The organism is Salinimicrobium tongyeongense (assembly GCF_026109735.1).
Lineage (GTDB): Bacteria > Bacteroidota > Bacteroidia > Flavobacteriales > Flavobacteriaceae > Salinimicrobium > Salinimicrobium tongyeongense.
Window position 1 is genome coordinate 3,264,925 of record NZ_CP069620.1, and the last position, 26,593, is coordinate 3,291,517.

A 26,593-nucleotide genomic window follows, 5' to 3' on the forward strand; every position below is an offset into this window, starting at 1 on the left:
TGTTACAATATTAGGTTTAAATTATACTGTTTATGCTATTGTAATCCAGGTAATATACAAGTCTTAACGAAAGATTATGTCTTGCGGGTTGTTTAAACAGGTTGTCTACACTTTCTAAATAAGCCAGTTCGCTCTGTTTATCTACATTAAATAGAGAATTTCTATAAAGCAGGATCATTTCGCTGCCGGGGGCAAAACGCCACTGGTAGCTAAGATCGAGGTTCCAGATGTTGAAGTTGGCATCGGGATTATTTTCTTCGCTCAGGTTACCATCGTAAGAAACCAATTCGCCGTTATCCTGCAATCGACTAAAACTGTCATCGGCAAAATTTGCTGAAGACCAGAAGTTCCTGAAGCTCAGGTTCAACGCCTGCCTGTTGGTGAAGTTGTAGCTGCCCTGCAGGGAATTTTCGATACTCTTCATATCCCGGGTGCCAAAAATGACATTTTTGGGAAGTAATCCTACAAAACTTTCCCGGTTATTTTCTTCCATGAACTCGAAGGAATAAATGAGCATAAACCGGTTGCTAATCCTCAAACGGGGGCTAAAACTGAAGTTGAGCTGCCCGTGCGGGCTTCCCAGGTACTTGTTGTACCCAAGGCGGGAATCTATGGCGATCCTTTTTCGGTAATCTGAAGAGATCCAGGCTTCAGCCAGAGCATTTTCAGGATATTTTATAAAAGTATTATCGCGACGGGGTTCAAAAAAGTCTTTAAAAGGAGTGCTGTAGTTAACATTTCCTCCAAAAGCAAACCTTTCGCGGGTCATTCCGAAGAAACTTGATCCGAAATTATTGGTAACGGCAATATCGGGATCATAGCGGCGCTGGTGGTCGCCGTAAAACTGGATATTGTACTCGTTAAATATCCCGCGGGGCTCAAAAATGCGGTAAGAGGCTTCCCAGTTGAAGTTGCTGTAGTTGTTCACAAAATTCACCCCAAGGTCGTTGATATCGTAGGTTTTATTGGCAAATTCGTGAGAGATCCCATACCTGAATTTTCCTTTTGTCCTTGAAAAAGCCAGTTGGGAGGCAAATCCTGTCTTGTTACTTTCAGCATAATTGATGCGGCTCATCTTGGCTTCCCCCGAAAAATTAAAGGAACTGCCGCGGTTGTACACATCAAACAAAAAGCCGGTCACATTGGCATCCCTAAAATGGCCTTCGCGAATTACGTTGGTATTGATGAGGGAAACAGAAGATTTCTGGTCAAACTGCTGGTCGAGCACAAAAATATTGTAGTTGGCCAGGGGCTCGGTAATTAGTTCTCTTTGTTCGCCGGTAATCTGGTTGTAGTAAACTGCCTTCTGGCGTTCGGTGATGGCGTTAAAAAATCCAATGCCCAGGCCGCCTTTAGTTCTTCCGGAGATCTTCAGGGCGTTGAGAAGGTTGGTGGTTTCAGGATTTTCGAGGATTTCTTCATTTTCCAGACGGGCATCCTGCGCATCATTAAAACCCAAAGGCGTGTCGCCTATTCGGCGGGAATAAAAAAGATCTCCTTTGGTAAAGAGTTCTGTTCCTTCAGTAAAAAAGGCCCTGTTCTCACCAAACGTCTGCTCGAAGGGGCCAAGATTCAATTCCACTTCATCATAAGCCGTTTGGCCAAAATCGGGGATCAAAGTGGCATCCAGGGTAAAGGCATCGTTAATTCCGTATTTTAGGTCCATCCCGGCATTAAAAGCCGTGCTGGTCTCATTGTCAATATGGTCTACTTCTCCCGAAATGTAGGGATAAAAACTGAGCCTAACGGGCGCATCTATATTTTCTACCCCCTCTAAAATGCCATTATAGTGGGTGCTTTCGCCAACCGACTTGTTGATGTAATTCCAAACGTAGGTCTCATTGAGGTGGCTAATATGCCTTCCCAGCTGCATGCTCCACAACTGATCTTTACCTCCCGGAAACCGAATGGCCGAGTAGGGGATCTGCATTTCTACGTACCAGCCATTGGCATCTGTAGATACCCTGGCTTCCCAAACCGCGTTAAAGGCAAAATCTTCGTTCTCCCTTTTCATTTTTGCATCGGCAAGTGTCCCGGCGGCAGTCACGTAAAAGCGCGTCTGGTTCTCGCCATCATTATAGGTGTTGAGATCAAAAAAGAAATAATCGGCAGTTGGCAAATTATCTCGCTGGGCAAATTCACGCCTTATTTTTGCAGGTTCATGGTCGTAGAGAAAAGCGGCCAGGTAAATGGCTTCATTAGTATAAGCTATTTTGACCTTTGTGGGATGTGTGCTGCGGGAGGGTGTGCCATCGCCAGGTTCGTACATCACAAAATTACCCGCACCGGGAACATCTTCCCAGACTTCATCATTCAAAATACCATCAACCTGAGGTTTGGTTGCAATTCTTGTAGCGGTGTAGGTTTTTTTCTTCGGAAGTTCAGTTTGTTGGCCAAAAAGGGAGCCTGTAATCAAAAGAAATAATGGTAACAGCAGATATTTACAGAGCATAGGGTGTTATTAAAGGCAAATTTATACCGCAATTGCAATGTTACGAAATCCTGAAATTTTATAATTGTAAGGTTCGTTGTTTTTCCCTATTTTTTGGAAAAACAAAACATGGAAGAAAAACAATTGGAAAAGGCAACTTTGGCCGGAGGATGTTTTTGGTGTACCGAAGCTGTCTTTCAAAGGATAGAAGGTGTGAAACAGGTGACTTCGGGCTTTACCGGCGGGCATATTAAAAACCCGCCATACCGGGAAGTGGTTACCGGAAGAACCGGGCACGCCGAATCTATAGAGATAAAATTTGATCCCGAAGTTGTCACTTTTGAGGAACTACTGTATATGTTCTTTGCCACACATGATCCCACCACCTTAAACCGGCAGCAGAACGATGTGGGCACCCATTACCGAAGCGCTATTTTTTACCATTCTGAAGCTCAAAAAGAAACTGCTGAAAAAGTGGTGAAAAAACTGGAGGAAGAAGAAACTTTTAAAGATCCCATAGTAACTGAAATCGCCCCCGCCAAAGAATTTTATGTGGCCGAGCAGGAACATCACGATTATTACAACCAAAACCGGAATCAGCCTTATTGCCGGGTGATCATTGACCCAAAAGTGCAGAAACTCAGGCATACCTTTTCCCAAAAGGTAAAAACCGAGGCTTAAAAATGGCACCTTTCTTGTATTAGATCGTAAAAAGCAAAATACAGATGAACACCAATAAAAAGAAGTTATTGATCAAAGGACTGGTTTACGACGCTATTGGTATGGCAAGTGGGGCAGTGCCGTTAGTTGGAGGATTTCTTGATCTTTTGTGGGCTCCTTACGCCGCAAAGAAAATGTCGGCCATGTACCCGGGCAAAAAGGGGAAATTAGCCTCTGCTCTGGTTTTTATTGAAGAGATACTGCCATTTAGTGATATCATTCCCACATTTACACTTATGTGGCTTTATACTTTCTTATGGCAAAATGACGAGGAATTTGGAGAACTGCGTCCTATTGAAGTTAGAGTAAAGTAGTTGAATTTTTATAAATTGAAAAAGCCGGTTGTTTTTGAACAACCGGCTTTTTTGTATTTGCTTCACAATTTAGAACTTCACTCCCAAACCAAAAGATATATTTCTTCCCATATTGGGAATTCCGTCGGGTTTTAATCTTGAAAGATGTGAAATGTAGGTCTTGTTGAGCAGGTTGGTTCCGGCAAGTTTCACTTGCACCCGGGCTGTACCCATAGCTATAGAAGTTCCTATTCCGGCGTTTAAAAGGGAATAGCCGGGAGTCTCGGTTTCAAAAAATCCGGTGTTGTTCTGATCAAAAACCGATTTCAAGCTAAGGCTTACATATGTGTCTTTTAATGTTTCTTTGTCAGCCAGTTCCACCCAAATAGTGTTCAGGACAGATTGTGCAGGGATTAAAGGAAGGTAATCTCCATTGTCCTGTTCCCCAATAACCAGTTCATAGTTGCTTTCAAAGTGTAACCAGTCTAAAGGATGAGGGTGTATATGCAATCCAACTTCCCCACCATAGAGCTTCGCATTATTTTGCAGGTACTCAAAAACAGGATTTTCATCCATAAATTCCCCGGTAGGATTAAGGAAGATATAATTGTTTATGGAGTTGTAAAACGCATTGGCAGAAAGCTCGAAATGCTGATTCCTGTATTCGAGAGCCAGGTCTAACTGATAATTCTGTTCATTTTCCAGATCGCGGTTTCCAATTTCAAACCTGTTGGTCCCATGGTGACTTCCGTAAGAAGTGAGTTCGGCAAGGTTAGGCGCCCTAAATCCGGTAGCGAGGTTAAGCCTGGAGGTAAGGTTGGGGGTAAGGTCAACTTTTACACCTAAAGCACCGTTATAGCTGTTAAAATCCCTTTCTAGAGCTGCAACTTCAGTTTCGGTATCGTGATTTTCATAAGCTTCCGAAGAAATTCTCCTGAAGTCATAGCGCAGCCCGGCCTGAAAGTCGATTTTGTCAAGATGGTAATGAGTGGTGGCCAAAACACCTGCATCGGTGGTGCGGGCATTGGGGATGAGGATCTCTTCGGCCATATTCTCATTAGTCTGGAACATTCCCTGTACTCCAACAATCGTAGAAAATTTACCACGGGCCGGAAAATGGTATTTTACATCATAATTTATGGTTTCCAGGTGCATTTCGAGAGCAGGCTCACCTTCTGGGTGCTCTTCGTGTTCATCATGCCCCTCATGTTCATGCTCTTCTTCTTGCTCATGTTCTTCTTCGTGCTCTTCATGGTGAGCATCTTCAAATTCTTTCCGGTTGTTAAAGAGGTAACCAATCTTTACATCAAGGCTGGATTCATTGAAGTAAAAAGAATTGTCAAGGCTCAAAATATGATTGTCTACCTGCTGGTAAGGCAGCATTTTACTTTTGGAAGTGCTCTGTACCCCAATTTCTTCCGGAATGCCCGAGCGGCTACTGTTAAGGTTGTAGCGCAGGTCTCCTTTGTAGTTTTCATCCCGGTATCCTATACCGCCCTTAAGATCGTATTCGGTGAAGCGGGTGTTGGTCACTCTTCTTTCGTCGCCGGTCTCATAGTCGCTGTGCGTGGCAAGGTTAGCGCGAAGCAGGTATTTGAATTTTTCGCCAGATGTTTTCACCCCGGCGTTTGCTTCAAAACCTTCAGTATTGGAGTAATAGGCAGTTTGAGCATCAACAATGGTTTCACCGCCTGGTGCAAAACGTTCGGGGTTAAGGTATAAAACCCCGCCCAGGGCATCGCTTCCGTAGAGAAGGGAAGCAGGGCCTTTAATTACTTCTACGCTTTCTACACCAGAACTGCTCAATCCCAGCCCGTGTTCGTCTCCAAACTGCTGGTTCTCCAAACGAACACCCTGGGCATATACCAGCACGCGATTAGAACTTAAACCCCTAATAACGGGTTTCCCGATAGAAGTTCCTGTGGTTATGCTTTCTACTCCTGCAATCTGGCTCAAACCGTCGGTAAGGCCATTAACTCCGCCGCGCTCCAGGCTTTCCACAGTCATTCTTTCCACTTTCATGACGTTCTCGCTTTGCAGTTGATGAAAAGGGGTAGAGACAATGATTTCTTCCATCTCTATGGCGGTGGGCTCAAGTTCGATTTGAAGCCCTGTAGCCCCGGGAAGTTGAAACTTAAAGGTTCGGGTGCCGTAACCCAGCGAAGAGATGACGATGGAATAAGTGCCTTCAGATAAATTATCCAGGGAAAAATTTCCTGAGAGGTCGGTAATGGTACTGCGTTCCGGCTTTTGAAGCTGAATGGCAGCTCCAACAATGGGTCCGCCTGTGTTGGTATCTATGACTGTGCCGCTGGCTGAATACTGGCTATAGGTAGTTGTGGCCACTAATAATAGCAGCCCAAAAATGATATTTTTCATGGGTATTTTTAAATACGTTTATAATTCAAAAAGTCTTCAATAGGTTTTAAGCCAGGGCAGGGGGTGCTCGCAGCGAAAAATGAAGTTTTTGAAACGTACTCAAATAGAGGTATTCCTTCTTTAGGTGAAGGCTTCTTACTTCGGGTTCATATAAAGACCACGAAGCTGGAGATGGAAATGAGAAAGGATTTTGCTGAAAGTGAAAGATATCACAGTCTACGCTATCCTGATGTATATGAGATTCGGCGTAATGGTTACAGGTGTAATGTTTGTGGCCCGCAAAAATATGCGCAAGGTCTACTGCCGAAGGAAACAGGATCAAACCTGTAAACAGCACCAGGGTTATTTTTTGCCACAGCTTCATATTACTTCAAAATTCTGCCTAAGCCCATTCGGGAAAGCATGTTTTTTTCGAATTGCCAAAAAAACCTGAACTGTCCAAAGAGCCAGCCATACAGCACCAGAAGAACCTGGTAGACCGGGAATATCATGAGCAGGCGTAAAGCGTAATAACTTATTGCCCCTAAAATGTCTGCGGAAAAGCTCATGCGATTGAGCCCTATGAACTCCAACACCGGCCTTGCCACAAACAGGGATGAGGAACCTGTAAGACCGAAGACGATGAAAATAATGAAAATTTGCCAGTTGGAAGAAATCCCCCAGCGTTGCTTCAATTTGTTCATGCGGCAAATATAAAAAAGAATATTAATAAGTACGTCCCGCTCTCAGGTTTATACATTTCTGACTCACAATCTCGTAGGTACCGAAAACCGCTGATTGTATTTTTGGGAGAGGTAAACAAAGTAATTGTACAGCTTGTAATTCACGTCGTAACCGTAGTTGATGTCGGGGTCATAATTGATCTCCATCTCGTAAATATTCGGGTTGTAAAGCTGGGGGCTCCTCACCCTGTTATTGTAATCGGTAACCAGAAACCGGTTCTTATTTTCGAGGTAACTCAGCGAGTGGTAACCTTCGGGCCGTGCCACGGCATTGAGAAAATAGGAATAGCCGGGATCAATTATAATGATCTCATACTCAAGGCTGTCATTGGCAATTCGAACGGTATCATTCTGAACTGTAGCTGCTTGTGTATCAAAATTCCGCTCTTTGGTAGAAGAGCAGCTATAAATAGCCAGTCCTAAAAAAACTATGTACAGCAGGTTTTTCATATCTTATCCTTTAAAGAAATCGCCTAATCCTTTAGGCTTATCTTTATCACCAAAGATCTTGCCAGCTACATCTTTTGCAATTTTTCCGCCTTTATCTGAATTCATAAAAGTCTCGAGCATAGATTGATCATGTGAAGAATTTGTTCCCAGCACAGAACCTACAAGGCTTGATATGCCGCTACTGCTTTCAATGTTTTCTTTTCTTTTTTGCCTGCCCAGCAGCCCCATAACTACGGGTGCGGCCATCTGGAGAAGTTTGTTCACTTTAGCCGGGTCCATTCCTGTTGCCGAACCCACTGCCGACGCTATTTTTGACTGGCTGCCGCCCAAAACATGGCCTAAGATCCCCGAACCTTCTCCCAACAAACCTGAAAGTCTGCCACTGCCAATCTTTTCGAGGACAGAGCCGTCATGTTTATCTTTGTCCAGTTCCTTTTTCAGGTTTTGGGCACCTTCGGGAGAATCGGTGTTTTTTTTAAGTGCCCCCATGATCATGGGAAGTGCCATCCCCAGCACCGATTTCACCTTATTGGGCGACTCGTTTACTTCTTCACTTGATTTCTGAATAAATTCCTTTCCTTTTTCAGTGTCTAAAAAATCTAATATTGAAGCCATCTTTTTCTTTTTAATTTACGAAAAATAAGATGCGCTCCTAAACGGAAATTGAGTTTTAACCAAAAAAAATGCTTCCTTTAACAGAAGCATTTTAAATATTTACACCTAATTATTAGTTACTTGAGCACCTTTATGATCTCATCGGCCAGTTCATAGCCAATCCTTTCCTGGGCTTCATTTGTAGCCGCACCAATGTGAGGACTTAAAGAGATCTTTCCGTTCATGAGTACTTTAATTGCCGGGCTGGGTTCCTCTTCAAAAGTATCGAGGCCAGCAAAAGCAACCTTCCCGCTGTCTAATGCTTCCACAAGGGCAACTTCGTCTACTACGCCGCCACGGGAGGCATTAATGATTCCCACCCCGTCTTTCATCTTCTCAATTTCTTCCCTTCCTAAAATGGGTTCTTTTTGAGCAGGCACATGGAGTGTGATAAAATCGGAATCTTCTATCAGCTGTTCTACAGGCTCAGTTTTTATGGGGATTTTTATTTCCTGATGGTTATAAAATTCTAAAGTGATCTCTGCTTCCCCTTCGGTACTGTCGCTGGCAATCACCTTCATGCCCACTCCCAGGGCGATCTTTGCAACCTCCCGGCCTATACGCCCAAAGCCAATAATTCCAAGGGTTTTTCCGCGCAATTCACGGCCCCCTGCGTAACTCTTTTTTAGTTCCTTAAAGCGGGAATCTCCTTCAAGAGGCATATTCCGGTTAGAGTCGTGCAAAAACCGCACTCCGCCGTAAAGGTGGGCGAAAACAAGTTCGGCTACAGAAGCCGATGAAGCTGCTGGCGTATTAAAAACATGTATGCCTTTGCTGCGGGCATATTCCACATCAATATTGTCCATTCCCACACCAGCACGACCAATTATTTTTAACTGAGGGCAGGCGTTGATGATATCTTTGCGCACTTTGGTGCCACTGCGTACTATTAAACCCGAAATCTCATTCTCCTTGAGGAAATTAGCCAGTTGTTCCTGGGCTACTTTGGTAGTTATCACTTCAAATCCGGCTGCTTCGAGTTGTTTTTTTCCACCCGAAGCAATACCGTCGTTTGCTAAAATTTTCATTTAAAAGTTCTGTTTTTTAAGCTTTTCTTTCCAGTTCGCTCATCACGTCTACCAGCACCTGAACACTTTCCAGCGGCAAGGCATTGTAGATGGAAGCACGATAACCTCCCACACTGCGGTGCCCGTTAAGGCCATTAATTCCGGCTTCCTTCCACATGGTGTCAAAAGTTTCCTTAAGATCGTCGTTCACCAGGTTAAAAGTAACGTTCATGGTAGATCGATCTTCCTTATCTGCATAGCCTTCAAAAAGCGGGTTTATATCAATTTCCGAATAAAGGAGGTTGGCTTTTTTCTCATTTTTTTCTTCAACTCCTGCAATCCCGCCGTTCTTTTTAAGCCACCTTAAAGTGAGCATAGACACATACACGGCATAAACAGCAGGGGTGTTGAACATGCTGGCTTTATTGAGGTGCACGCGGTAATCCATCATTGAAGGAACCGAACGCTCTACTTTCCCTAAAATATCTTCTTTTATGACCACCAGAGTAGTACCTGCAGGCCCCATGTTCTTTTGGGCACCGGCATAAATGAGGTCAAATTTTGAAAAATCCAACTGGCGAGAGAATATATCACTACTCATATCGCACACCATAGGTTTGGGCGTGTTCGGAAATTCCTTTATTTGGGTTCCGTAGATCGTGTTGTTGCTGGTACAATGAAAATAATCTACATCTGAAGGTATAAAATAACCTTTGGGGATATACTTAAAATCCCTGTCGGCCGATGATGCCACTTCGGCAACCTCCCCAAAGAACTTAGCTTCTTTAATGGCTTTTGTGCTCCAGGTACCCGTATTGAGGTAAGCAGCTTTGGTTTTGAGCAGGTTGTATGGCGTCATGAGAAACTGCGTGCTTGCGCCGCCCTGCAGAAAAAGGGCTTTATAGCCTTTGCCTTCAAGCCCTAACAGTTCGAGGGCAAGGCTGCGGGCCTCTTCCATAACATCTACAAAATCTTTACTGCGGTGAGAGATCTCCAGGATAGATAAGCCTGAATTATTGAAATTTAATATTGCCTGTGATGCCTCCTCAAACACTTCCTGTGGAAGTATGCAGGGTCCGGCACTATAATTATGTTTTTTCATACTTGTTTTTTAACAGTTACAAATATGAGAAAATCAAAAGCATTTTCTTGTTATTGAAATGATAATTTAGGGAATTTTACTGCGGAAAAATGCCGTTTTTCAGACTTTTTGGCTTAAAAAAGCAAGGGTGTCAACATCATCTGCATAATCCCAGAGTTGCGGATGCTGCGTTTGTCCAAAACTCACCTCATTTTCAACAACATGCTTCCCAACCACACACTGTATTTCCTCTTTCCTGCTGTCAAGCTCCTGTTGAAGGGCGTCCATATCTTCATAAGTTTCATAAAAGAGGGTCGCTATGGGGGAATTCAGCGATTTGTCTTCTTTGAGAATGAGAAAGCCATTTTCCAGCAATTTAAACTGGCTCATCAAATACACCGCCTTGTTATAGTCGTAGTTATTAGCGTATTTCGCCTGATTTATAATAGGGTTCCAGGGGTATACGGCCTCAAAAAAGGCATTAAAATCATAGTTTTTTGGAACATATAATTTGGAAACATTTCTGCAGCCCAGGCCATAATACCTGAAAATATCTTCAGCCAGGGCCAAAAGTTCTTCGGAAGTCTCATTTCCAGTAAGTACAGCTACCGAATTTCGGTTCTTCCTGATGATGGAAGGCTTTCCGGAGAAATAATATTCGAAATAGCGGGCAGTATTGTTACTTCCTGTAGCAATAACGGCATCGAAATTTGTCATTTTTGAGGCCCCATCAGTCGAATCGGGGAGGAGTTCGATCTTATTTTGCCACTCGGGAGCAACTGCCTTTAGGTAATCGGCTATTACGGGCAAAAGCAGCTTATCGTTAGACGATTGCTTCACCAGCACCCTGTGGCCACTCACCAGCACCGAAATAAAATCGTGAAAACCTACCAGCGGGATGTTCCCGGCCATAATAATGCCCACGGTTTTTGGTTCCACTTCAGAAAAATCATAGCCCGAAAGCCATTTTTGAAGGTTATCAGAAGTGAGTGCCCCGCTCCATTGCTCAAGGCTAAAAAGCACATTTTCAAGGCTGAACCAGCCGTTGTGGTGCACTGCACTTTCTATTTTTTCTTTCAGGATTTCAAAATAAGGATCGTTGTGTGGCAGGCTTTCATTTTTCTCAATTCCCTGTCTCTTGAACTGGCTTAAAAAACGTCCCAGGCTTTCCAACTTTTCTCTACGCTGCTCGATTGTCATCTCCTTATTTGTTTAAGAACTGATTTGGCTTTAAATTTGTGCAAATTTAGAACAAAAATAAGCTATGGCAATTATTATAACCGACGAATGCATTAACTGCGGCGCTTGTGAACCTGAATGTCCAAACACGGCTATTTATGAAGGAGCAGATGACTGGAGGTATGCAGACGGAACAGATCTTAACGGCGACGTGGTATTACCCAGCGGTAAGGCAGCAAACGCCAACGAAGCAAATGAACCGCTTAGCGATGAGATATATTATATAGTACCCGATAAATGTACCGAATGTGTTGGTTTTCACGATGAACCCCAGTGCGCGGCTGTGTGCCCGGTAGATTGTTGTGTACCCGATCCTGCCAATGAAGAATCACAGGAGCAGCTTACGGCAAAGCAAAAATTTATGCACCACGATTAATGAATTCAGTATCCGGGATCTAAGATTCTGGATTATTTCACGCAAATAAAAAAAGCCTGCAAAATTTGCAGGCTTTTTTTTATTATATAGAAAATATAACTATTTGATCTCTACTACTTCAAGATCAAAGATGAGATCTTTTCCTGCTAATGGATGATTACCATCAACAACAATAGAGTTCTCTTTTACTTCTTTTACCACAAGGTTCATTTCACGACCGTCGGGGCTTTTAGACACAAGGCCCATTCCCGGTTCCGGCTTAATTTCGTCGGGCAACTGGCTTTTGTCAACTTCCTGTATCAATTCTTCCCTTGGGGCGCCATAGGCTTCTTCAGAAGGAATTTCAATAGTTTTCTTTTCATTCACTTTCATATAGAGCAAACCTTTTTCAAACCCGGGAATTAACTGCCCCTGTCCCATAGTGAATTCGATTGGTTCTCTTTCCAAAGAACTGTCGAAAACCTGGCCATCGGTAAGTTTTCCGGTGTAGTGTACTCTTACAGTGTCATTTGCTTTAACCTGACTCATAATAAATGTTTGTTTATCAATTAAATATTCGGGAAATGGAAATTAAACAGAAAATAAAAAGGAAGGACCTTAACAGCGCTGAGTAATAACTCATTTCGAAAGTGCAAAGATACCATTAATAAGATGGACGACCAAAGAAACAGGCTTTTAGTCTATTTCTTCGGAAAAAATGTAGCACAGCTGAAAATAATCAGCAAAAAATTGAGTTTACATCCCTAATTTTAAAACTCTCTTAAAGTAGGGTTAAGACTGAAGCTGAATATTGTAAAACGCCTTAATTTTTGTTATGTTGGTAATTATGTTCTCTGGAAAGCTTATTTTAAAGTTTATATTTATGCCTGTGACCATGATAATTGCGTTTACAGGTTGTGAAGAAACAGATGGTGAAAAGCTGGATTTTGAAGACTGGCAAAAGATTACGGTAACCGCTTCGGCCTACAATTCGTCAAAGCACCAGGGGGAAGGTAACCCTTTGATTACTGCCTGGGGCGACACTTTAAACCCTGAAGTACAATCTATAGCCGTGTCGCGAGACCTTTTAAAAAAAGGACTTACCTACCAGACACCTGTGAAAATTGAAGGCTTTGAAGGAGTGTTTATAGTGAACGACAAAATGCACCCAAGATGGAAGAACAAGATCGATATCTATATGGGAGCCAACAAAGAGAAAGCCCTAAAATGGGGTAGAAGAAAAGTAGAAATAGCTTTTCCCGCCAAAATTGAGCCGGGAGGATAAAAAATAAACCTAATGGTACAGGTAACAAAGAAGTACATTGATGAATTTGTTGAATTTATTAAAACCCATGTTACCAGAAAACATCCTGATTTTCCTTTTTATCTTTTAATCTTTATTGCTTTTCTGGTCTTTGCACTGGGAATGAACCTTTTCGTTGAATTAACCGAAGAAGTTCAGGGAGATACCATCACGGCCTTTGACGACAGTGTGACCAGTTATGTCACCTCTTTCAGGACACCTGCCCTTAATCATTTTTTCCAGTTTGTTACAGACCTGGGGATGTGTATGCGTACATCGTAGCCACTACTCTTGCCGCGATTTTCTTCTTTTTTAAACTCCGCAACAAGAAATTCATCCTGCAACTGCTGGGGGTATTAATTCTTTCGGCCCTGGCCAACCTCGCCCTTAAAGAAGCTTTTAACCGTGCCCGCCCAACCATAGATCATTTGGTGGTGGTAGAAACCTTAAGCTATCCCAGCGGCCACGCCATGAGTGCCATGGCCTTTTACGGGTTTCTTACCTACCTGGTGTTCCAGATTAAGATGAGCAGGTTGTTGCGCACTTTTTTGACCCTTGTTTTCATATCCCTCATTTTCCTCATTGGCTTAAGCCGGATTTACCTGGGGGTTCACTTCCCTTCCGATGTGATTGGAGGCTTTGCTGCCGGACTTATCTGGATAGCTTTCTGTATCATTTTGTTCAATATTATAGACCTCCTGCGCCAAAAAAAGATGAGGAAGAACCAAGCTGAAGAGGAAGAAAACCTGGAAACCGGTTGATCAATTTAAATTTTTTTAGAGCCGTAAAATCTCTGCCCCAGTTTCTCTATCTTTTACCAAAGTAATAAATGAGCCCAAAGATCATATATAATTCTACAACCTACATGGTAGTGGAATTCATTCTTTTTTACGTCTTTTTTCCTTTTTTGGCCACCGCCTTTCTAGACGGCTGGTACAAGATCATTCCCCTGGTGCTCATCGCACTACTTTTCCTTTTTCTGCTGCTAAAAGACCCTGCCTTTGACCGGCAGGTGCTCACAAGGTTTAACAGGAAATACCTTGGCAGGAGTATAGGCCGAATGATCGTAATTACCATCCTGCTCGTGTGGTTCACCTTCTGGATATTCCCCGATCTGTTTTTTATGTATCCTGTAGAGAATTTGCAAAGTTATTTGGTCACTTTCTTTTTGTACCCGCTGGCTTCCGTTTTTCCGCAGGAGATTATTTACAGGGTGTATTTTTTTCACAGGTATCATGAGGTAGTCCCCGAAAAATATCTTTTAATGCTGAGTAACGCCATCGTATTTGGCCTGGCACATTTTATCTACGCCAACTGGGTAGCGCCAATCGCCACTTTCCTGGCCGGCTGGATCTTTATTTACAATTATTACCAAACAAGGAGCCTGCTCAATGTGAGCCTGGAGCATTATTTGTATGGCCTCATTATGTTTACCATAGGTTTTGGCTACTTTTTTCAGTGAAAAATAGATCACTAGATCCCCAGGTTTGACAGGAGCCACCATAAAATAATAAAAACCACGATGGTGCCCAGGCAACCACAACCGGTTTTTCCTCCCAGTTTCTTGGCTCCCCATCCCGCTAAAAGTGCTCTAATGATCTTTTTCATAGCAATTTTTCTTTCCTTCAAAAATAATTGGAAGCCAGGCCACCACCATCAGGTTTAGCATATGTTTAATCAAAACCCATAAACCTTTATTAAAATGCCATTTTTGAGTATCTTGAAAACAAAAACCATGAAACCAGTATTAATTCTTTTAATTTTCTTCGGAAGCGTCTCCTATGCCCAACAAAAAGAACCCGATTTTAAACTTGAGGGCTTCAGTCACCCCGAATCTGTGGTCTATGATGAGCAAAGGCAGGAATATTATGTTTCCAACATTGGCGACAAACAGGAAGGAGATGGTTTTATCTCGAAGGTATCCAAAAATGGCAAAAAAACAGACCATTCTTGGATTACCGGGCTAAACGATCCAAAAGGGCTCCTCATTGCGGGTAACCACCTATATGTTAGCGATGTGAACCGGCTGGTGAAAATGGATATGGAAAGCGGAAAAATTATTTCTGAAATTCCTGTACAAGGTTCAAAATCCCTGAACGACCTTACAAAAGACGAAGCCGGAAACATATATTTTTCAGACCTGGCCAAAAGCAGCATCTATGTTCTGAAACCTTCGGGAGAAATTGAAGAATGGCTGAACAGCGACCAACTTGAAAATCCTAACGGGCTTTTAATGACCCGCGATTACTTGCTGGTTGCGGCCTGGGGAAAAGAAGAACCCGGGCATTTTTTGCAGGTAGACAGGCAAACCAAAGAGATCGGCCAAATCTCGAAAGGTATAGGGAACCTCGACGGGCTTCAGCAAATAGAGGAGGGAGAGTACTATATTTCTGACTGGGCCTCGGGAAAGATCTACAAAATAAGCCTGGAGGGAACGCTTGAAGAAGTGCTTACCACCGCAAAAAGCTCTGGAGATATCTACTATGACAACAAAGATCAAAAACTTTACGTACCCATGAACCGACAGAACGAAGTCTGGATCTACACCCTGAAATGATCAGGATGTTTTGATCTCGTTCATCAGCAAAAATGCCTGGTTAACATACTCCTTCTCAAGGAAAAGCGTGAAATAATTGGAGGTTGAAATAATTTCGTAGACCGGGATGCCTTCATAGGCCAGCAGCTTAAAAATGTAAAAATAGAGGCCGACGGTTTTGGTGTTTTTCTCGGGCAGGGCAATGGTGATAGACGAAAGTTCTTCAGAAATACTCACCAGTTGTTCCTCTTTAAAGATCTTTTCAATCATGGGTTGCAGGCTGGTAGAGACCAGGAAGTTGCTCTCCTGGAAGTTGCTGGAATAATTTAAGAAGATCCCGGTCTGGTACTTTATGGCGTGCAAAAGTTCGGCTTTCCTGGCAATAATGTTCTGAGAGTTTAAATAGGTGTATTCGGTAATACCCGATCTCACGATCATATCTCCCAGTTCCCTGAAATTTTTGGAGGTGAATTTGCTCCTTTTTGGATGGTACCGGCGCAGCGCCATAATAATAGATCCCTGTTTTACCGGCTTCCTCATTTCTTTTTCCACCTGCGGTTGCAAATCGGCCGCCAGGGAACTAAAGTTAATGATGTTGCGGGCAAGGGCATCATCCAGGAAAGGCTGATGTTTAATAATATCATGGACGCAGGTACTTATCGTTTTCATTGTTAAATAATATACAATTTGTACAAAGGTATGAAAAAGAAGTCATTTTTTTTAATCTGCCTTTTTCATCTTGTAATTATGCAACTTCAATTTGGGATATGAAAGTTTTAAAATTTGGAGGTACATCTGTCGGCTCTGCGGAAAGCATTCGCAATGTAAAAAATATTATTCAGGGTCAAAAAGACCGTAAGATCGTGGTGGTCTCAGCCATGTCTGGGGTTACCAATAAGCTCGTGGAGCTCTACGAGGCCGCAAGATTGGGGAAATCTCAACAGGCAGATGGCCTGATGCTGGAATTAAAACTGAAGCACCTTCAGCTTATTGAAGAGCTAATTGTTTCTCCTGAGGCCAAACGTATGGCCGAAAACCAGTTCCTCGAATTGTATGAGCAGCTGGAAGAAGCACTGCAGCAAAAACCTCTTTCAGAAGCCGTCATCATCACCTTTGGAGAATCGTTCCTGAGCCTGATTTTCTCGCATTTCCTAGAGCAGGAAGGCGTTTCTAACACGCTGCTGGACGCGAAGAATTTCATGCATGTTTCAAATGTTGAAAATCCTGAGGTTGGCAGTGTCCAAAAACTCCTTCACCACAGCCTGCAAAGGGAAGTTACCAATGAGGTATACGTAACGCAGGGCTTTATACGGATTGACCGCAACCGAAACATCAACACCCTTAAGCGCGGCGGAAGCGATTATACGGCCACCATCATTGGCGCGGCAGTGAATGCCACCGAAGTGCAGATATGGACCGATATTGACGGCTTCCACAACAACGATCCGCGTTATGTGGCCCAGACTTCGGCGCTTACGCACCTCACTTTTGAAGAAGCTGCCGAGCTGGCCTACTTTGGCGCCAAAATACTTCATCCGCAAACCGTGTCGCCGGTCAAGGAAAAAGGCATTCCTATCTACCTGAAGAACACCTTTACTCCAGATGCTCCCGGAACCTGTATATCAGATAAATACCATACAGAGGGTCTCAAGGCTATTTCGGCAAAAGACGGTATCACGGCTATCAAGATCAAGTCGAACCGCATGCTCATGGCCCATGGTTTTCTTAGAAAGATCTTTGATGTTTTTGACAAACACGAGACTTCTATAGATATGATCACGACCTCAGAGATTGCGATCTCCCTCACTATAGACAATACCGGGAACCTAGATAAAATTCTTGCCGAACTAGATGAATACGGCGAGATCACGGTAGATTCCAACCACACGATTATTTGCGTGGTAGGCGAAGGCGTGATCAATGACCATGAGACCTTCAGGTTGTTTGAGCTGCTTAACGACCTGCCCGTAAGGATGATATCTTACGGTGGCAGCAGCAACAATATTTCGCTGCTGGTAGACACTCAAAATAAAGTAAGGGCACTGCAGCTTTTACACCAAAAACTTTTTGAAGAAAAGACATTGAAAGTAACCTAGTTGCTCACTTTGAGTTGTTAGTTTATTTGTTTGGAAGGAATCGCCTGTTATGGGCGATTCCTATTTTTCGCCTCTATGTATTTTGACAGGTATTTGGTGCTGTTCAAAGCATGGTGCTGTAACATGAGTCCGGTGAAATTTGAATTTCTGTGTTGCTGAAGTCCGCTGTCCAAGGTTTTAAGTATATTCTGAAATCTTTTCCGGTGTTTTTCTTCGGAAAAGATCTCCTTCAGGATCCTGAAGCCATTTTCCTGCGTTTCCTGCCAAACAGCTTCGTTATCATGAAGCCTTACAGCCGCACTGGCAAATTCTGAAGGGGCATCGCTTATAAATCCGTTCCAGGGAAGATCTCGGGCCATGCTCTCTGCGCCAACAGAGGTGGTTACCGCAGGCGTCCCCACCTGCATGGCATCGGTAAATTTCCCTTTAATACCCGCCCCAAACCTGATAGGAGCCAGAAGAACCCGTGCTTTGGCGATTTCTGTCTTTGCTGAAGCTGCCCGCCCGTGTACCATAAAACCTTCCTGCTCATTGTGGAATTCCAGGATTTGCTGCGGAATATAAGCCCCAAAAATGTGGATTTTTGCCTCCTTCATTTCCTGCCTGATGAGTGGCCAGATCACGGTTTTTAAACGAATTACGGCATCCCGGTTAGGTTCATGTAAAAAATTCCCTATACTTATAAAGTCCTTTCGTGCTTCAAAAGTACGGAGTGCAGCTTTCTTTTCTTCGGAAATGTTCTTCAGCATAAATGGGAGGTAGAACAGAAGCTTTTCAGGAACACCAAAGCTGCTGCTGAGTAATTCTGCCTCGGCTTCAGAAATAATAAGGCTCAAATCACACCTGTAGATACTGGCGACCTCCCTTTTTGTCAGATCGGTGAACAAAGCTGAAGTGGAGAGTTCTTTTCCGGCTTTTACAGCCTCCTGCCTTGCCTTGCGCAAAAAGTGCAGATCTTCGGTATCTAAGATCCTGATGGCTTCAGGGCATACTTCGGCCACCCGCCAGCCAAACTGTTCTTCCATCATAAACCTGTCAAAAATGACAATTTTAGGAGATATTTTTGAAATAAATGCGTCGAAGCTCTTGTTGTTGAGCTCGATCTTTTCCGAAGCAATTCCGAAGGAAGAAAGATCGGCCATAAATCCGGTTTTTGTGGCCGTGGTAGCAAAGGTTACAGCATAACCTTCTGCAAGAAAGAATTCCAGCAGCTGCATCATTCTCGCGCCGGCAGCCGAAGATTTTGGTTCGGGCCAAACGTAGCCAATGACTAAAAGGTTCTTTTGAGACATGTGCCAAAATTAACAGGATTTAATAGACTTTTTGAATTGTGCCGCTAATTTGTGACCTTTAAAAAAACTGAAGCATGAGCCGCGGATTTGTAAAAGAAGAAGACCAGGAAGAAGCACCATTTATACCGCCACGGGCGTCTTTGCCTACAGGAGTGACCAATTATGTGACCCCAACCGGCCACAAACAGCTTTTGGACGAGCGGGAAATGCTTGAAAATGACAGGAAAAACCTGGATATAAGCAGCGAGAAAGAGCGACGCCACGCCATCGCGGTACTTGATGGTAAATTAAACCTGCTGAACGAGCGGCTTGCTTCGGCCAGGATCCTGCAGTCTAAAGATCAACCTGAAAACGAGGTGAGGTTTGGTGCAACAGTTACTTTTAAAGGGCTCTCTGGGCCGCTAAAGGCCAAAGAACAGGTCTTTAGCATTGTGGGAGTAGATGAAGCCGATATCAAACAGCGAAAAATAGCATTTTTGGCACCTCTTGCACGAGCGCTTACAGGGAAAAAAGTAGGGGAGACGGCCCGGGTACAAATGGGCGGCGCCATGCAGGAGCTTGAGATCATAAACATCAGGTACGAGTAACTCAATTTTTTCGGAATGTTTATCCAGAAAACTGGCGCTAAAATCCCCTCCTAAAATGCCATTTTTGTCACCTGAAGATCCGGCTTTCCAGAAGAATTGATTATTCGGCCGGGGAGAGGGTGAATTCGAGCGTATCTTCAATATCGCCGTATTCATCTATTTCGATCTCGAAGTTTATTTTTCCGGGAGCGGCTTTATAATTGAGGTTCTCGAGTTGTATCGGGTCTATTTCAGCAGTATATTTTCCGGGAGCAAGCCCCAGGTAACTAAAGTAGCCGTCGCCTTCACTCAGCAATTCCGCAGCTTTATTTCCGTTTTCATCCAGGATGTTTACAAGAATTCGGCCCTGCCCCCTAAGCGCATTCCCATCTTTGAAATAGACCATTCCGGCGACTTCCCCCATAACTTCTACCGGCACCATGATCTCTTTAAAATGGTTGGGCTGTGTTTTGACCAGGATCTTCGGATTCGGGATTTTCCAGGCGATATTGTCGAGGCTAAGAGGATCAAGCTCCACCATGAGGTCAATGTAAGGCTGCAGCTCGGTGATCCTGAGAATGGTCTGGTCTTCGTTGTAGCTCACCCGTCCGCTGCGGTTCTTAAGTTTAAGCCCGGTAACCCCCGGTTCCATAGGATCTTTTATCCCGTTTTGATTGTAATCGAGGAAAGGAATGATGGTAAGCGCCGCACGCGACATAGCCGTGCGGTTGCCGGCCGCGATATAGCCGGTATTGTCATCGAGCATGAGGCTACCCCTGGCCGATTGTACAAAAGAGGAATTCCTGTTCCCAATACGCGAAGTAGCCGAAGTTTGGGCAAAATTAAAGGCATAGCGCAATCCCACTTCAAAGATGTGGGCTTCGCGCAGGAAGTTATTTTCATAGGCCAGGTTAAGAAACCCCTGTTTGAACAAAGGCCTTTCCAGTTCCAGGATTAGGTTGTTGAACCTGTCGCGGCTAAAATCGAACTGAATTTGAGGCGAAAACAGGAATTTGTACGGCATGCGGTAGGTTTGCGACAAAGAACTGTAGAGCGTGGGCTCATCCATCCTGTCATTGTACAAACCGTAAGTGGTAAAGTTGGTATTTATGCCGAAAACCGAACCCGATAACAAGAGCTGTGCAGTAGTGAATTCGGAAGTGGGCATAATGATCTGGTTAAGGCTGAAGCGGCTGAACATCGATAAATTCCTTGTGCGAATAGGCGCAGAAATACTCAGCTTCCTCTCTTCCAGGTAATTAAAATTCACTGCCGTTTGATCTTCGTCATAATTGATATAATTGAGGTCTACCTGAAGGTTGCGCGGTGAACGGTAGCTCAAAAGCGCCTCGCCCTTTACTCCGTACATATATTCTCCTGAAAAAAGCAGGCCCGAAGCTATCCTGGCAGATGAATTCACGAAGGGCATCACTTCGCCGCTTTCAACTTCCGAAAGATATTCTACCCCACCACCAATAGTAATGGCATTATTCAATCCGTAATTTAAATTGAGGCGGCTAAAACGGTTCATATCTTCATTTTCTACAATTCCGGCGCTAAAGGTGTATTCCAGTTCATTTTTAGGCACAAAATTATACGGAATGTTTATGACCCGGTCTTCCGACTGTTCTTCTCCCCAGGGACCGTAAAACCTGAGGCTTACTGCCGTATTCCCGTACATGAGCGGAACTTCAAAACTGTAAAACCCCGAGGCATCGGCCTCTGTAAATGCCACCAGGATGTTATTCACATACAGCTCAACCGTCCAGCGGGGCTGGGTGTAATCGCTGAGCAAATAGGTGCCAAAAGACCTTCGGTTTTGAAGCGGACTATTAGTTATTTGCACCCCGGAAACCGGCGCAAATAGGGAAGAAGTGGCACGGGTAAAAATCCTTCCGGCGGTAACCTGTGAGAGCTTTCGGCTGTCGGTATTCACATACCGCCACTGGTAAAACTGGTTGCGGGAAGAAAAAGGCAGCCTGCTGGAATAATTCAGCATCAAATTAGTTTCCCCTCCCAGAAACATGCTTCCCAGGCCCAGGCTTAGCCGGTTATCATCTTCAAAATTGGTTTGCTGTGTGGTAATCACACCCCAGTCGAGCGTTCCGGGTTTAAAGAACGGGTAGCGGGCCGGGATGAGCGTATCGGGAACTTCAACGCCTTTCACGCGATCGAGGTTTTCGCGCATTCTTTGAAGCCGCATTTCTTTTATTACCGGAAGTTCCTTGTCGGTTTCGAGTTTCAGGGAAAGGCTTCGGAAGGAAAACCGGGTATCGAGTTCAAAAATACTTCCGAAGTAATTTGATTTGAGATACCTCCCGGAAGGAGTGATCAAAATGTCATTTTTGGAGAGGCTGAAGTTTTCCCCTTTATAGGTAATTTGTGGTGTGCTCCAGTTGATGGTATAGGTGGAGTCGGGGTGGATGATGAAGCCGCTTAAAATCTCGCCATTGGTTTCGTGTTTGATCTTGAGGATGTCAAATAGCACGGTTACCGGCACAAAGGCATCTTCTCCTTTTATGGCAATGGGGATTTCATAAGTTCCCAGCCGTGGAATGTTCATTTCAACCGCCAGTTCGTCGTAATCGGGAAAATCTGTCTGGGCGAACGCGCCTGTCACACTAAGGCACAGGATGAGTGTAACCCAGCACTTCAGAATTTCAGAAAAAGGGGGACGAAAAAGGGAAAGCATTGTGGCTGGCTTGCTATTCGTGAATAAAGGTTAGGGAGAAAGTGCCGTTATAGTTACCTGCAGGGCCGGCGTCTCCGCTGGGAATGTATAATTTGCCGCCCACAAAAACTTCATGAGGATTGCTGGTTGTAATAAAGGTCTGGCCGGTGCTGATGTCAAAAAACGGATCAATGCTCAGGGTCACCCTGCTCCCCGAAGGGCCGTCAAGGATAATATCACTCACCGGCTGAATTTGCAAAAGGGTCCCCGGGTTGGCATAGATGTCAAAAATGGCATAATGAGGGGTGCTTCCCAAATTGAGCAGATGCACACTGGTATCTCCCGAGCGGTCTCCATTTGGAGTGAGAATGACATTTCCTCCTGCATTTCCTACTATAAAAGCTCCAAAATTAAGGCCCTGCGCATTTCTAACCTCTACAGTTACGGGAATAGGCGGGTTCTCCTGGGCTGCCACTTTTGAAAAAGGGATCAATAGGAGGCTGAAGCTGATAAATAGAAAGAGGCTTTTTCCCGACATTTTCTACTCTTTAAAAATTACTTTTTTGGTTTGGCTTTCTTTTTCAGTTTGTAGGGTTACAAGGTAAATTCCGGCTGCCATACCACTAAAATTAAGCTCTTCTTTCCCCGAACCCGATTTGGTTTGAAGTACCTGGCCAGACATACTGCTAAGAATAAGCCTGCCTTGGGCATGGTTTGGCAGGTTCAGTTTTACCCAAATCTCATCGTTTTTGGTGTACACGGTAAAATCTTCCATAGCCAGAGCCATTTGTGCTGGCGATAATCTTTCCGAAGAAAAGAGTAAAACAAAGCGGTCGTTGATTTGCCCTTTTTGAGAGGTAAAGCTGTACACACGGTCTTTGTCGAGGTCTTTGAGCAGGTTCTTCTTCCTGTCTTTAAGGTAAATGTAAAGCGAAGGGAAAAATGCGGTGGTCTCGGCAAGGGAAATCTTCATTTCTCCAGATCTTTCGGCTGAAATTCCCAGCGGGATTTCGATAGTTTCAAAAGAAGTGGCCGAAATTGCATTGATAGAAAGTTTTTCCTGTTGCGAGCTGAGGCTATAAAAACTTGGCACGTTAACAGCGGTATTCAGCAGTTTTTGGGCGTCCATCTCCTTTTCGAACTGGGTGGTGGCCCCGGTACGGAAGTAGATCACTGTGGCATCGGCCATTTCCTCTCCGGCAAAACCGGCCGTTAACCTTATTTGAGGAATTTCAGCTTTATTCCGCGTCATGTAATACTGCTGTCCATACGCGTTGCCCACTCTAAAGGCATTTTTGAACTCCAGGCTTGCTGTTGAAGGGTAAACCCCATTTGCCGGATCACTCACCCTCACAAAAAAACCCTGCATGGATGGAATAATGCTCGAGGAGCGGCCATCTGTAGAAACCCCGTCAATATAAGACGTGTAAGTACCGGTATACCTGTCTTCACTGCCTGCTGTAAAAAAGTAGACGGCATTGTCTATACCCTGGAGGCTGCTTAGCATCAAATTCCAGTCGATAGGAGAAGGGTAGGGATTGCCAACCAGATTAAAGCCGTTGGTGTAGGTGCCGTTATTATTTTCAAGTGCTACAGTTACAGCTCCATTATTAACCTTTCCCGAAAGTTCCAGTGTCAAGGTGCGCGGTTCTCCATGTGGGTTAATTGCATACCCATGACCAGGTTGTAGCGAATTTGTGAGGTCTAAATATTTTTCCCAGCCAGTGAGATCCTTACCGGCTGAAGTTTTCCTGTTTTCCAGATATCGGTACAGGTGAGGAAAGCCGGTTGTGGGTTCCTGAAGCTCAAAATTGGCAGCCAAATCTTCTACAAAAGAGTTTTGAAAAGGGCTGCTGAAGTATTTATAGCCAAACGCATTGGCAAGATAACGCTGCATGGTAACGCTACCCGTAACAGAACCTGCACCACTGCCATCAATAAATGCTGTTCTTGCTTCATTGGAAACCAGTAACAGGGAATTACCAGTATTTAAGTTTCCGTTTTCCACTTTTAAAGAATTGAGAACTTTAATGCTGGCCTGAGAGTTTACTCCGGAAAGATTATTGATGTTCAAATTGAGAACCCTGTCATTTTTGAAAGCTCCTGAAGAAATCTGCTGAGCAGTAGTGCCTTCAAACGAAACACTGCCATTCTCTACGTTAAAAACCCCGGCGTTCATCAGGTTTCCGGCCATTCTAATCCAGTTATTGCTAACCAAGACTGAAGCTCCGGTCTCAATTGTGAGTTTCCTGGCCAAGGCATTTTGCCCCAGTGTTACCTGAGGGTAATTTTGTAAGCCACCGGGAATAAGAACATCTGTGGCCAGTGTGGGGAGCGTATTACAGCTCCAGTTTGCTTTATTGTTCCAGTTGGTATCTACTGCGCCAGTCCACACATTTTCCTGTAATACGTTTATGGTAATGGAGTGAACCTCGTTATTGGTACAGCCATTGGTATCGGTGACGCTGGTAATTTTTACTGTAGTGTTGACAGTAGGGGAAAAGGAGTAGGATAGAGATTCAGATGCCGAACTAACAGAAAAAGCAGTACCATTCATTGTTCCTCTTACCATCCATGGCGCTGTTCCTGAAAGGGTTCCGCTCAGGTTTACAGTTTGACCCAAACAAATGCTGGTGTCTCCAGTGGCAGGAATTAATTTGGGAAGCGGATTAACACTTACTTTTATAACATTTGAGGTACTTGCCCCACATACCCCGGAATTTACAATTCTTCTAAACCAGGTAGTTTGTGTTAGAGTTCCTGGATTGTAATCTAAAGTGTTGTTAGTGCCGTTAGCCGGAAAAAAACCACTATCGGGTCCTGTGGTACTGCTTTGCCATGAATAGGAAAAAGTGCCACTTCCTCCTGTAGGTTGTGAACCATGTATTTGAGAAGCAGTACTGGCTGAACAAATATTACGTGTTTCTCCTGAATAATTAATGCTATTATTAGATATACTTAAAGGTTGTGGATTAATAACAACATTTGCTGTAGCAGAAGACACACATCCACTTGAATTTGTAACGGTATACTTATAGTTACCGGGTACGAGTCCGGTTATTGTTTTATTAGTTCCCGAACCCGAAATTCCTCCCGGATTAAGGGTCCAGCTACCTGCAGGTAAACCGCTTAGGCTTACACTACCTGTAGCTGTGGTACAGGTGGGTTGGGTAACAGATCCTACTACAGGTGCAGAGGGGGTTGCTGGTTGTGGGTTAATTACAACAGGTTCTGAAGAAAAGGAGGTGCATTTTCCAGTATCAGAAAACAATTGGGATTGTGGTACGATTTGTTCTCTCTGGCTTCTACTGGACCAGTAAAGTTGAGCTACCGCATCCCCAGCATTTTCATAGTACTCCAGAACTATGTCATATTTTACACCAGCAGTAAGTCTTATTGTACCCTCATTAAAAGTGGCTGAATGATCTGTCCAATTTTCAAAGATTAATTCACCATTTACCTTTAATATGATTCCGTCATCACTTCTTGTTTTAAAGGTATAATTTTCGCTGTATAATGGTTGAATTTGCCCCGACCACTTTACCGAAAAATTATCGCTATTAATTGGTGAACCTGGATTCCCACTTCCCCAGTCAAAATTAACAGTGGCATCTGTACGGATTAGAGAAGGAGTGCCTGAGAGATCTTGATTATTAAAATATTCTGCTTTTAAACCAGTTGTGGTTTTTGGTATATCAACAGTATAAGTGTAATTCCCGGGGCTAAGGCCGGTAATGGTTTTGGTAGAACCCGATCCTGTAATTCCTCCAGGATTAATAGTCCAGTTTCCTGCAGGCAAACCGCTTAGGGTTACGCTACCTGTGGCCGTTGTACACGTAGGCTGAATTACAGAGGACACTATTGGTGCAGGAGGGTTGGGAGGTGTATCAATAGTCACATTTACTGAAGCCGGAGAAGTACACCCGGTTTCATTAGTCACTGTAAATGTATGGGTGCCGGCACTAAGTCCGGTAAAATTTGTGTTTGTACCGGTTCCGGTCTTTGTTAAACCACCCGGCGATTCGGTTATTGTCCAATTTCCTGCAGGTAATCCGTTCAATGTTACACTCCCTGTAGGTTTTGTGCAGATGGGTTGAGAGATATTTTCAATAATTGGTGCAGCAGGTACTGTAGGTGGCGGATTAATAACAACATTAGCCGAAGCAGAAGAGGTACACCCATTAGCATTCATAACATTAAAGGTATGGGTACCGGGAGTAAGTCCTGTGAAAGTTGTGCTGGTACCAATTCCTGTCTTTGTTCGTCCCCCTGGAAATTCATTTATGGTCCAGCTTCCTGTCGCCGGTAAGCCATTCAATATAACACTTCCTGTTGATGTTGAACATGTTGGTTGTGAAATGCTGCCAATGGCAGGAGATATAGGCCCGGCATAAATAGTGAAAGGATCAGAAGCTACTGAAGGTACGTCAGGATTTGTGGAGCTTACTTCTATGGTGTATCCTGAGTTTCCCATTACATTAACAGGAATTTGTATAAAACCCTTTAAAGAAATTGTTCGTTTGAATAAAAAAACAGTACTCTCAGTAGAACTAAAGATTTCAAAATTCAAAATTTCTGAAGACCTTTTTAACCTGATTGTATATCTCGAATCTTCATTAAAATCCTCCAACGAGAATAAACCTCTGGTAGCAGTAAATTGAACAGTTAGTGAAGAACCCGGGCAAAAATCCCCAGTAACTGCAGGTGTGCTCAAACTCTGCCCCTGCATCAAATAACTTCCCATCATGAACAGGCATAAGAACAGAATGCGAACAGGGGGAGCCAATGTATTCATTAT

General features: G+C 43.8%; 26 protein-coding genes. 10 read left to right on the forward strand and 16 right to left on the reverse strand.

Translation table 11 applies throughout. The features are described from left to right. Nucleotides 1-16: 16 nt before the first annotated feature. On the reverse strand, nt 17-2,452 hold the full coding sequence (locus tag JRG66_RS14510) for a DUF5916 domain-containing protein (protein WP_265163478.1): 2,436 nt from the start codon (nt 2,450-2,452) through the stop codon (nt 17-19). Between the two features lie 108 nt (nt 2,453-2,560). Here JRG66_RS14510 and msrA point away from each other — a divergent pair, with 108 nt between their 5' ends. Both msrA and JRG66_RS14520 read left to right on the forward strand, forming a co-directional pair. Further along, nucleotides 2,561-3,112, forward strand: a complete 552-nt coding sequence (gene msrA, locus JRG66_RS14515; protein WP_265163479.1) for a peptide-methionine (S)-S-oxide reductase MsrA — start codon at nt 2,561-2,563, stop codon at nt 3,110-3,112. A gap of 44 nt (nt 3,113-3,156) precedes the next feature. Further along, nucleotides 3,157-3,465, forward strand: coding sequence for a hypothetical protein (locus JRG66_RS14520; RefSeq protein WP_265163480.1), 309 nt, complete (start codon nt 3,157-3,159; stop codon nt 3,463-3,465). 69 nt (nt 3,466-3,534) lie between these two features. Here the strand turns inward: JRG66_RS14520 and JRG66_RS14525 are convergent, their stop codons facing one another. The 8 genes from JRG66_RS14525 to JRG66_RS14560 all read right to left on the reverse strand — a co-directional run bounded on the left by JRG66_RS14525 (nt 3,535) and on the right by JRG66_RS14560 (nt 10,937). After that, nucleotides 3,535-5,823 (reverse strand): TonB-dependent receptor, encoded by a 2,289-nt coding sequence (locus JRG66_RS14525; RefSeq protein ID WP_265163481.1) that lies wholly within the window; start codon nt 5,821-5,823, stop codon nt 3,535-3,537. A 46-nt stretch (nt 5,824-5,869) separates the two neighbouring features. Next, nucleotides 5,870-6,187 carry a hypothetical protein gene (locus tag JRG66_RS14530; protein WP_265163482.1) on the reverse strand — a complete coding sequence of 106 codons (318 nt, stop codon included), beginning with the start codon at nt 6,185-6,187 and terminating at the stop codon, nt 5,870-5,872. Nucleotide 6,188: 1 nt separating this feature from the next. Next, entirely contained in the window at nt 6,189-6,506 is a 318-nt protein-coding gene (locus JRG66_RS14535; protein ID WP_265163483.1) for a DUF6787 family protein, read from the reverse strand. Nucleotides 6,507-6,569: 63 nt separating this feature from the next. Then, nucleotides 6,570-6,995 carry a DUF6146 family protein gene (locus JRG66_RS14540; RefSeq protein ID WP_265163484.1) on the reverse strand — a complete coding sequence of 142 codons (426 nt, stop codon included), beginning with the start codon at nt 6,993-6,995 and terminating at the stop codon, nt 6,570-6,572. A 3-nt stretch (nt 6,996-6,998) separates the two neighbouring features. Then, complete coding sequence (locus JRG66_RS14545; protein WP_265163485.1) at nt 6,999-7,610, reverse strand: DUF937 domain-containing protein; 612 nt, start codon at nt 7,608-7,610, stop codon at nt 6,999-7,001. Nucleotides 7,611-7,726: 116 nt separating this feature from the next. Beyond that, nucleotides 7,727-8,677 carry a D-2-hydroxyacid dehydrogenase gene (locus JRG66_RS14550; RefSeq protein ID WP_265163486.1) on the reverse strand — a complete coding sequence of 317 codons (951 nt, stop codon included), beginning with the start codon at nt 8,675-8,677 and terminating at the stop codon, nt 7,727-7,729. A gap of 16 nt (nt 8,678-8,693) precedes the next feature. Next, nucleotides 8,694-9,758 carry a 3-phosphoserine/phosphohydroxythreonine transaminase gene (gene serC / locus JRG66_RS14555; protein WP_265163487.1) on the reverse strand — a complete coding sequence of 355 codons (1,065 nt, stop codon included), beginning with the start codon at nt 9,756-9,758 and terminating at the stop codon, nt 8,694-8,696. A gap of 99 nt (nt 9,759-9,857) precedes the next feature. After that, nucleotides 9,858-10,937 (reverse strand): acyl-CoA reductase, encoded by a 1,080-nt coding sequence (locus tag JRG66_RS14560; protein WP_265163488.1) that lies wholly within the window; start codon nt 10,935-10,937, stop codon nt 9,858-9,860. A 64-nt stretch (nt 10,938-11,001) separates the two neighbouring features. Between JRG66_RS14560 and JRG66_RS14565 the strand changes: the two genes are divergently transcribed. Continuing rightward, nucleotides 11,002-11,352, forward strand: coding sequence for a 4Fe-4S dicluster domain-containing protein (locus tag JRG66_RS14565; protein WP_265163489.1), 351 nt, complete (start codon nt 11,002-11,004; stop codon nt 11,350-11,352). Nucleotides 11,353-11,451: 99 nt separating this feature from the next. Here the strand turns inward: JRG66_RS14565 and JRG66_RS14570 are convergent, their stop codons facing one another. After that, nucleotides 11,452-11,880, reverse strand: a complete 429-nt coding sequence (locus tag JRG66_RS14570; protein ID WP_265163490.1) for an FKBP-type peptidyl-prolyl cis-trans isomerase — start codon at nt 11,878-11,880, stop codon at nt 11,452-11,454. A gap of 334 nt (nt 11,881-12,214) precedes the next feature. On the opposite strand from JRG66_RS14570, the gene JRG66_RS14575 reads away from it, so the two are divergent. From JRG66_RS14575 to JRG66_RS14590, 4 genes are all read left to right on the forward strand, one after another. Further along, nucleotides 12,215-12,616, forward strand: a complete 402-nt coding sequence (locus JRG66_RS14575) for a 3D domain-containing protein (RefSeq protein ID WP_265163491.1) — start codon at nt 12,215-12,217, stop codon at nt 12,614-12,616. A gap of 12 nt (nt 12,617-12,628) precedes the next feature. After that, nucleotides 12,629-12,916: a hypothetical protein gene (locus JRG66_RS14580; protein ID WP_265163492.1), complete on the forward strand. Its 288-nt coding sequence runs from the start codon at nt 12,629-12,631 to the stop codon at nt 12,914-12,916. After that, nucleotides 12,898-13,395 carry a phosphatase PAP2 family protein gene (locus JRG66_RS14585; RefSeq protein WP_265163493.1) on the forward strand — a complete coding sequence of 166 codons (498 nt, stop codon included), beginning with the start codon at nt 12,898-12,900 and terminating at the stop codon, nt 13,393-13,395. The genes JRG66_RS14580 and JRG66_RS14585 overlap by 19 nt, the downstream gene beginning before the upstream one ends. A 68-nt stretch (nt 13,396-13,463) precedes the next feature. After that, on the forward strand, nt 13,464-14,096 hold the full coding sequence (locus tag JRG66_RS14590; protein ID WP_265163494.1) for a CPBP family intramembrane glutamic endopeptidase: 633 nt from the start codon (nt 13,464-13,466) through the stop codon (nt 14,094-14,096). An 11-nt stretch (nt 14,097-14,107) separates the two neighbouring features. On the opposite strand, the gene JRG66_RS14595 is transcribed toward JRG66_RS14590, so the two are convergent. After that, on the reverse strand, nt 14,108-14,242 hold the full coding sequence (locus tag JRG66_RS14595) for a hypothetical protein (RefSeq protein ID WP_265163495.1): 135 nt from the start codon (nt 14,240-14,242) through the stop codon (nt 14,108-14,110). Nucleotides 14,243-14,369: 127 nt separating this feature from the next. On the opposite strand from JRG66_RS14595, the gene JRG66_RS14600 reads away from it, so the two are divergent. Beyond that, nucleotides 14,370-15,191, forward strand: a complete 822-nt coding sequence (locus tag JRG66_RS14600; protein WP_265163496.1) for an NHL repeat-containing protein — start codon at nt 14,370-14,372, stop codon at nt 15,189-15,191. Here the strand turns inward: JRG66_RS14600 and JRG66_RS14605 are convergent, their stop codons facing one another. Further along, the gene (locus tag JRG66_RS14605) at nt 15,192-15,839 is read right to left on the reverse strand and encodes a hypothetical protein (protein ID WP_265163497.1); all 648 of its coding nucleotides are present in this window, start codon (nt 15,837-15,839) and stop codon (nt 15,192-15,194) included. A 98-nt stretch (nt 15,840-15,937) separates the two neighbouring features. On the opposite strand from JRG66_RS14605, the gene JRG66_RS14610 reads away from it, so the two are divergent. After that, the gene (locus JRG66_RS14610) at nt 15,938-17,266 is read left to right on the forward strand and encodes an aspartate kinase (protein WP_265163498.1); all 1,329 of its coding nucleotides are present in this window, start codon (nt 15,938-15,940) and stop codon (nt 17,264-17,266) included. Nucleotides 17,267-17,313: 47 nt separating this feature from the next. On the opposite strand, the gene JRG66_RS14615 is transcribed toward JRG66_RS14610, so the two are convergent. Further along, nucleotides 17,314-18,558, reverse strand: coding sequence for a glycosyltransferase family 4 protein (locus tag JRG66_RS14615; protein ID WP_265163499.1), 1,245 nt, complete (start codon nt 18,556-18,558; stop codon nt 17,314-17,316). Nucleotides 18,559-18,632: 74 nt separating this feature from the next. Between JRG66_RS14615 and JRG66_RS14620 the strand changes: the two genes are divergently transcribed. Continuing rightward, on the forward strand, nt 18,633-19,145 hold the full coding sequence (locus JRG66_RS14620; protein WP_265163500.1) for a GreA/GreB family elongation factor: 513 nt from the start codon (nt 18,633-18,635) through the stop codon (nt 19,143-19,145). 100 nt (nt 19,146-19,245) lie between these two features. Here the strand turns inward: JRG66_RS14620 and JRG66_RS14625 are convergent, their stop codons facing one another. The 3 genes from JRG66_RS14625 to JRG66_RS14635 are packed head-to-tail and all read right to left on the reverse strand — an operon-like array spanning nt 19,246 to nt 26,269. After that, entirely contained in the window at nt 19,246-21,816 is a 2,571-nt protein-coding gene (locus tag JRG66_RS14625; protein ID WP_265163501.1) for a hypothetical protein, read from the reverse strand. A 13-nt stretch (nt 21,817-21,829) separates the two neighbouring features. Continuing rightward, complete coding sequence (locus JRG66_RS14630; protein ID WP_265163502.1) at nt 21,830-22,333, reverse strand: DUF4402 domain-containing protein; 504 nt, start codon at nt 22,331-22,333, stop codon at nt 21,830-21,832. Between the two features lie 3 nt (nt 22,334-22,336). After that, the gene (locus tag JRG66_RS14635; RefSeq protein WP_265163503.1) at nt 22,337-26,269 is read right to left on the reverse strand and encodes a DUF8693 domain-containing protein; all 3,933 of its coding nucleotides are present in this window, start codon (nt 26,267-26,269) and stop codon (nt 22,337-22,339) included. Nucleotides 26,270-26,593: the final 324 nt, after the last annotated feature.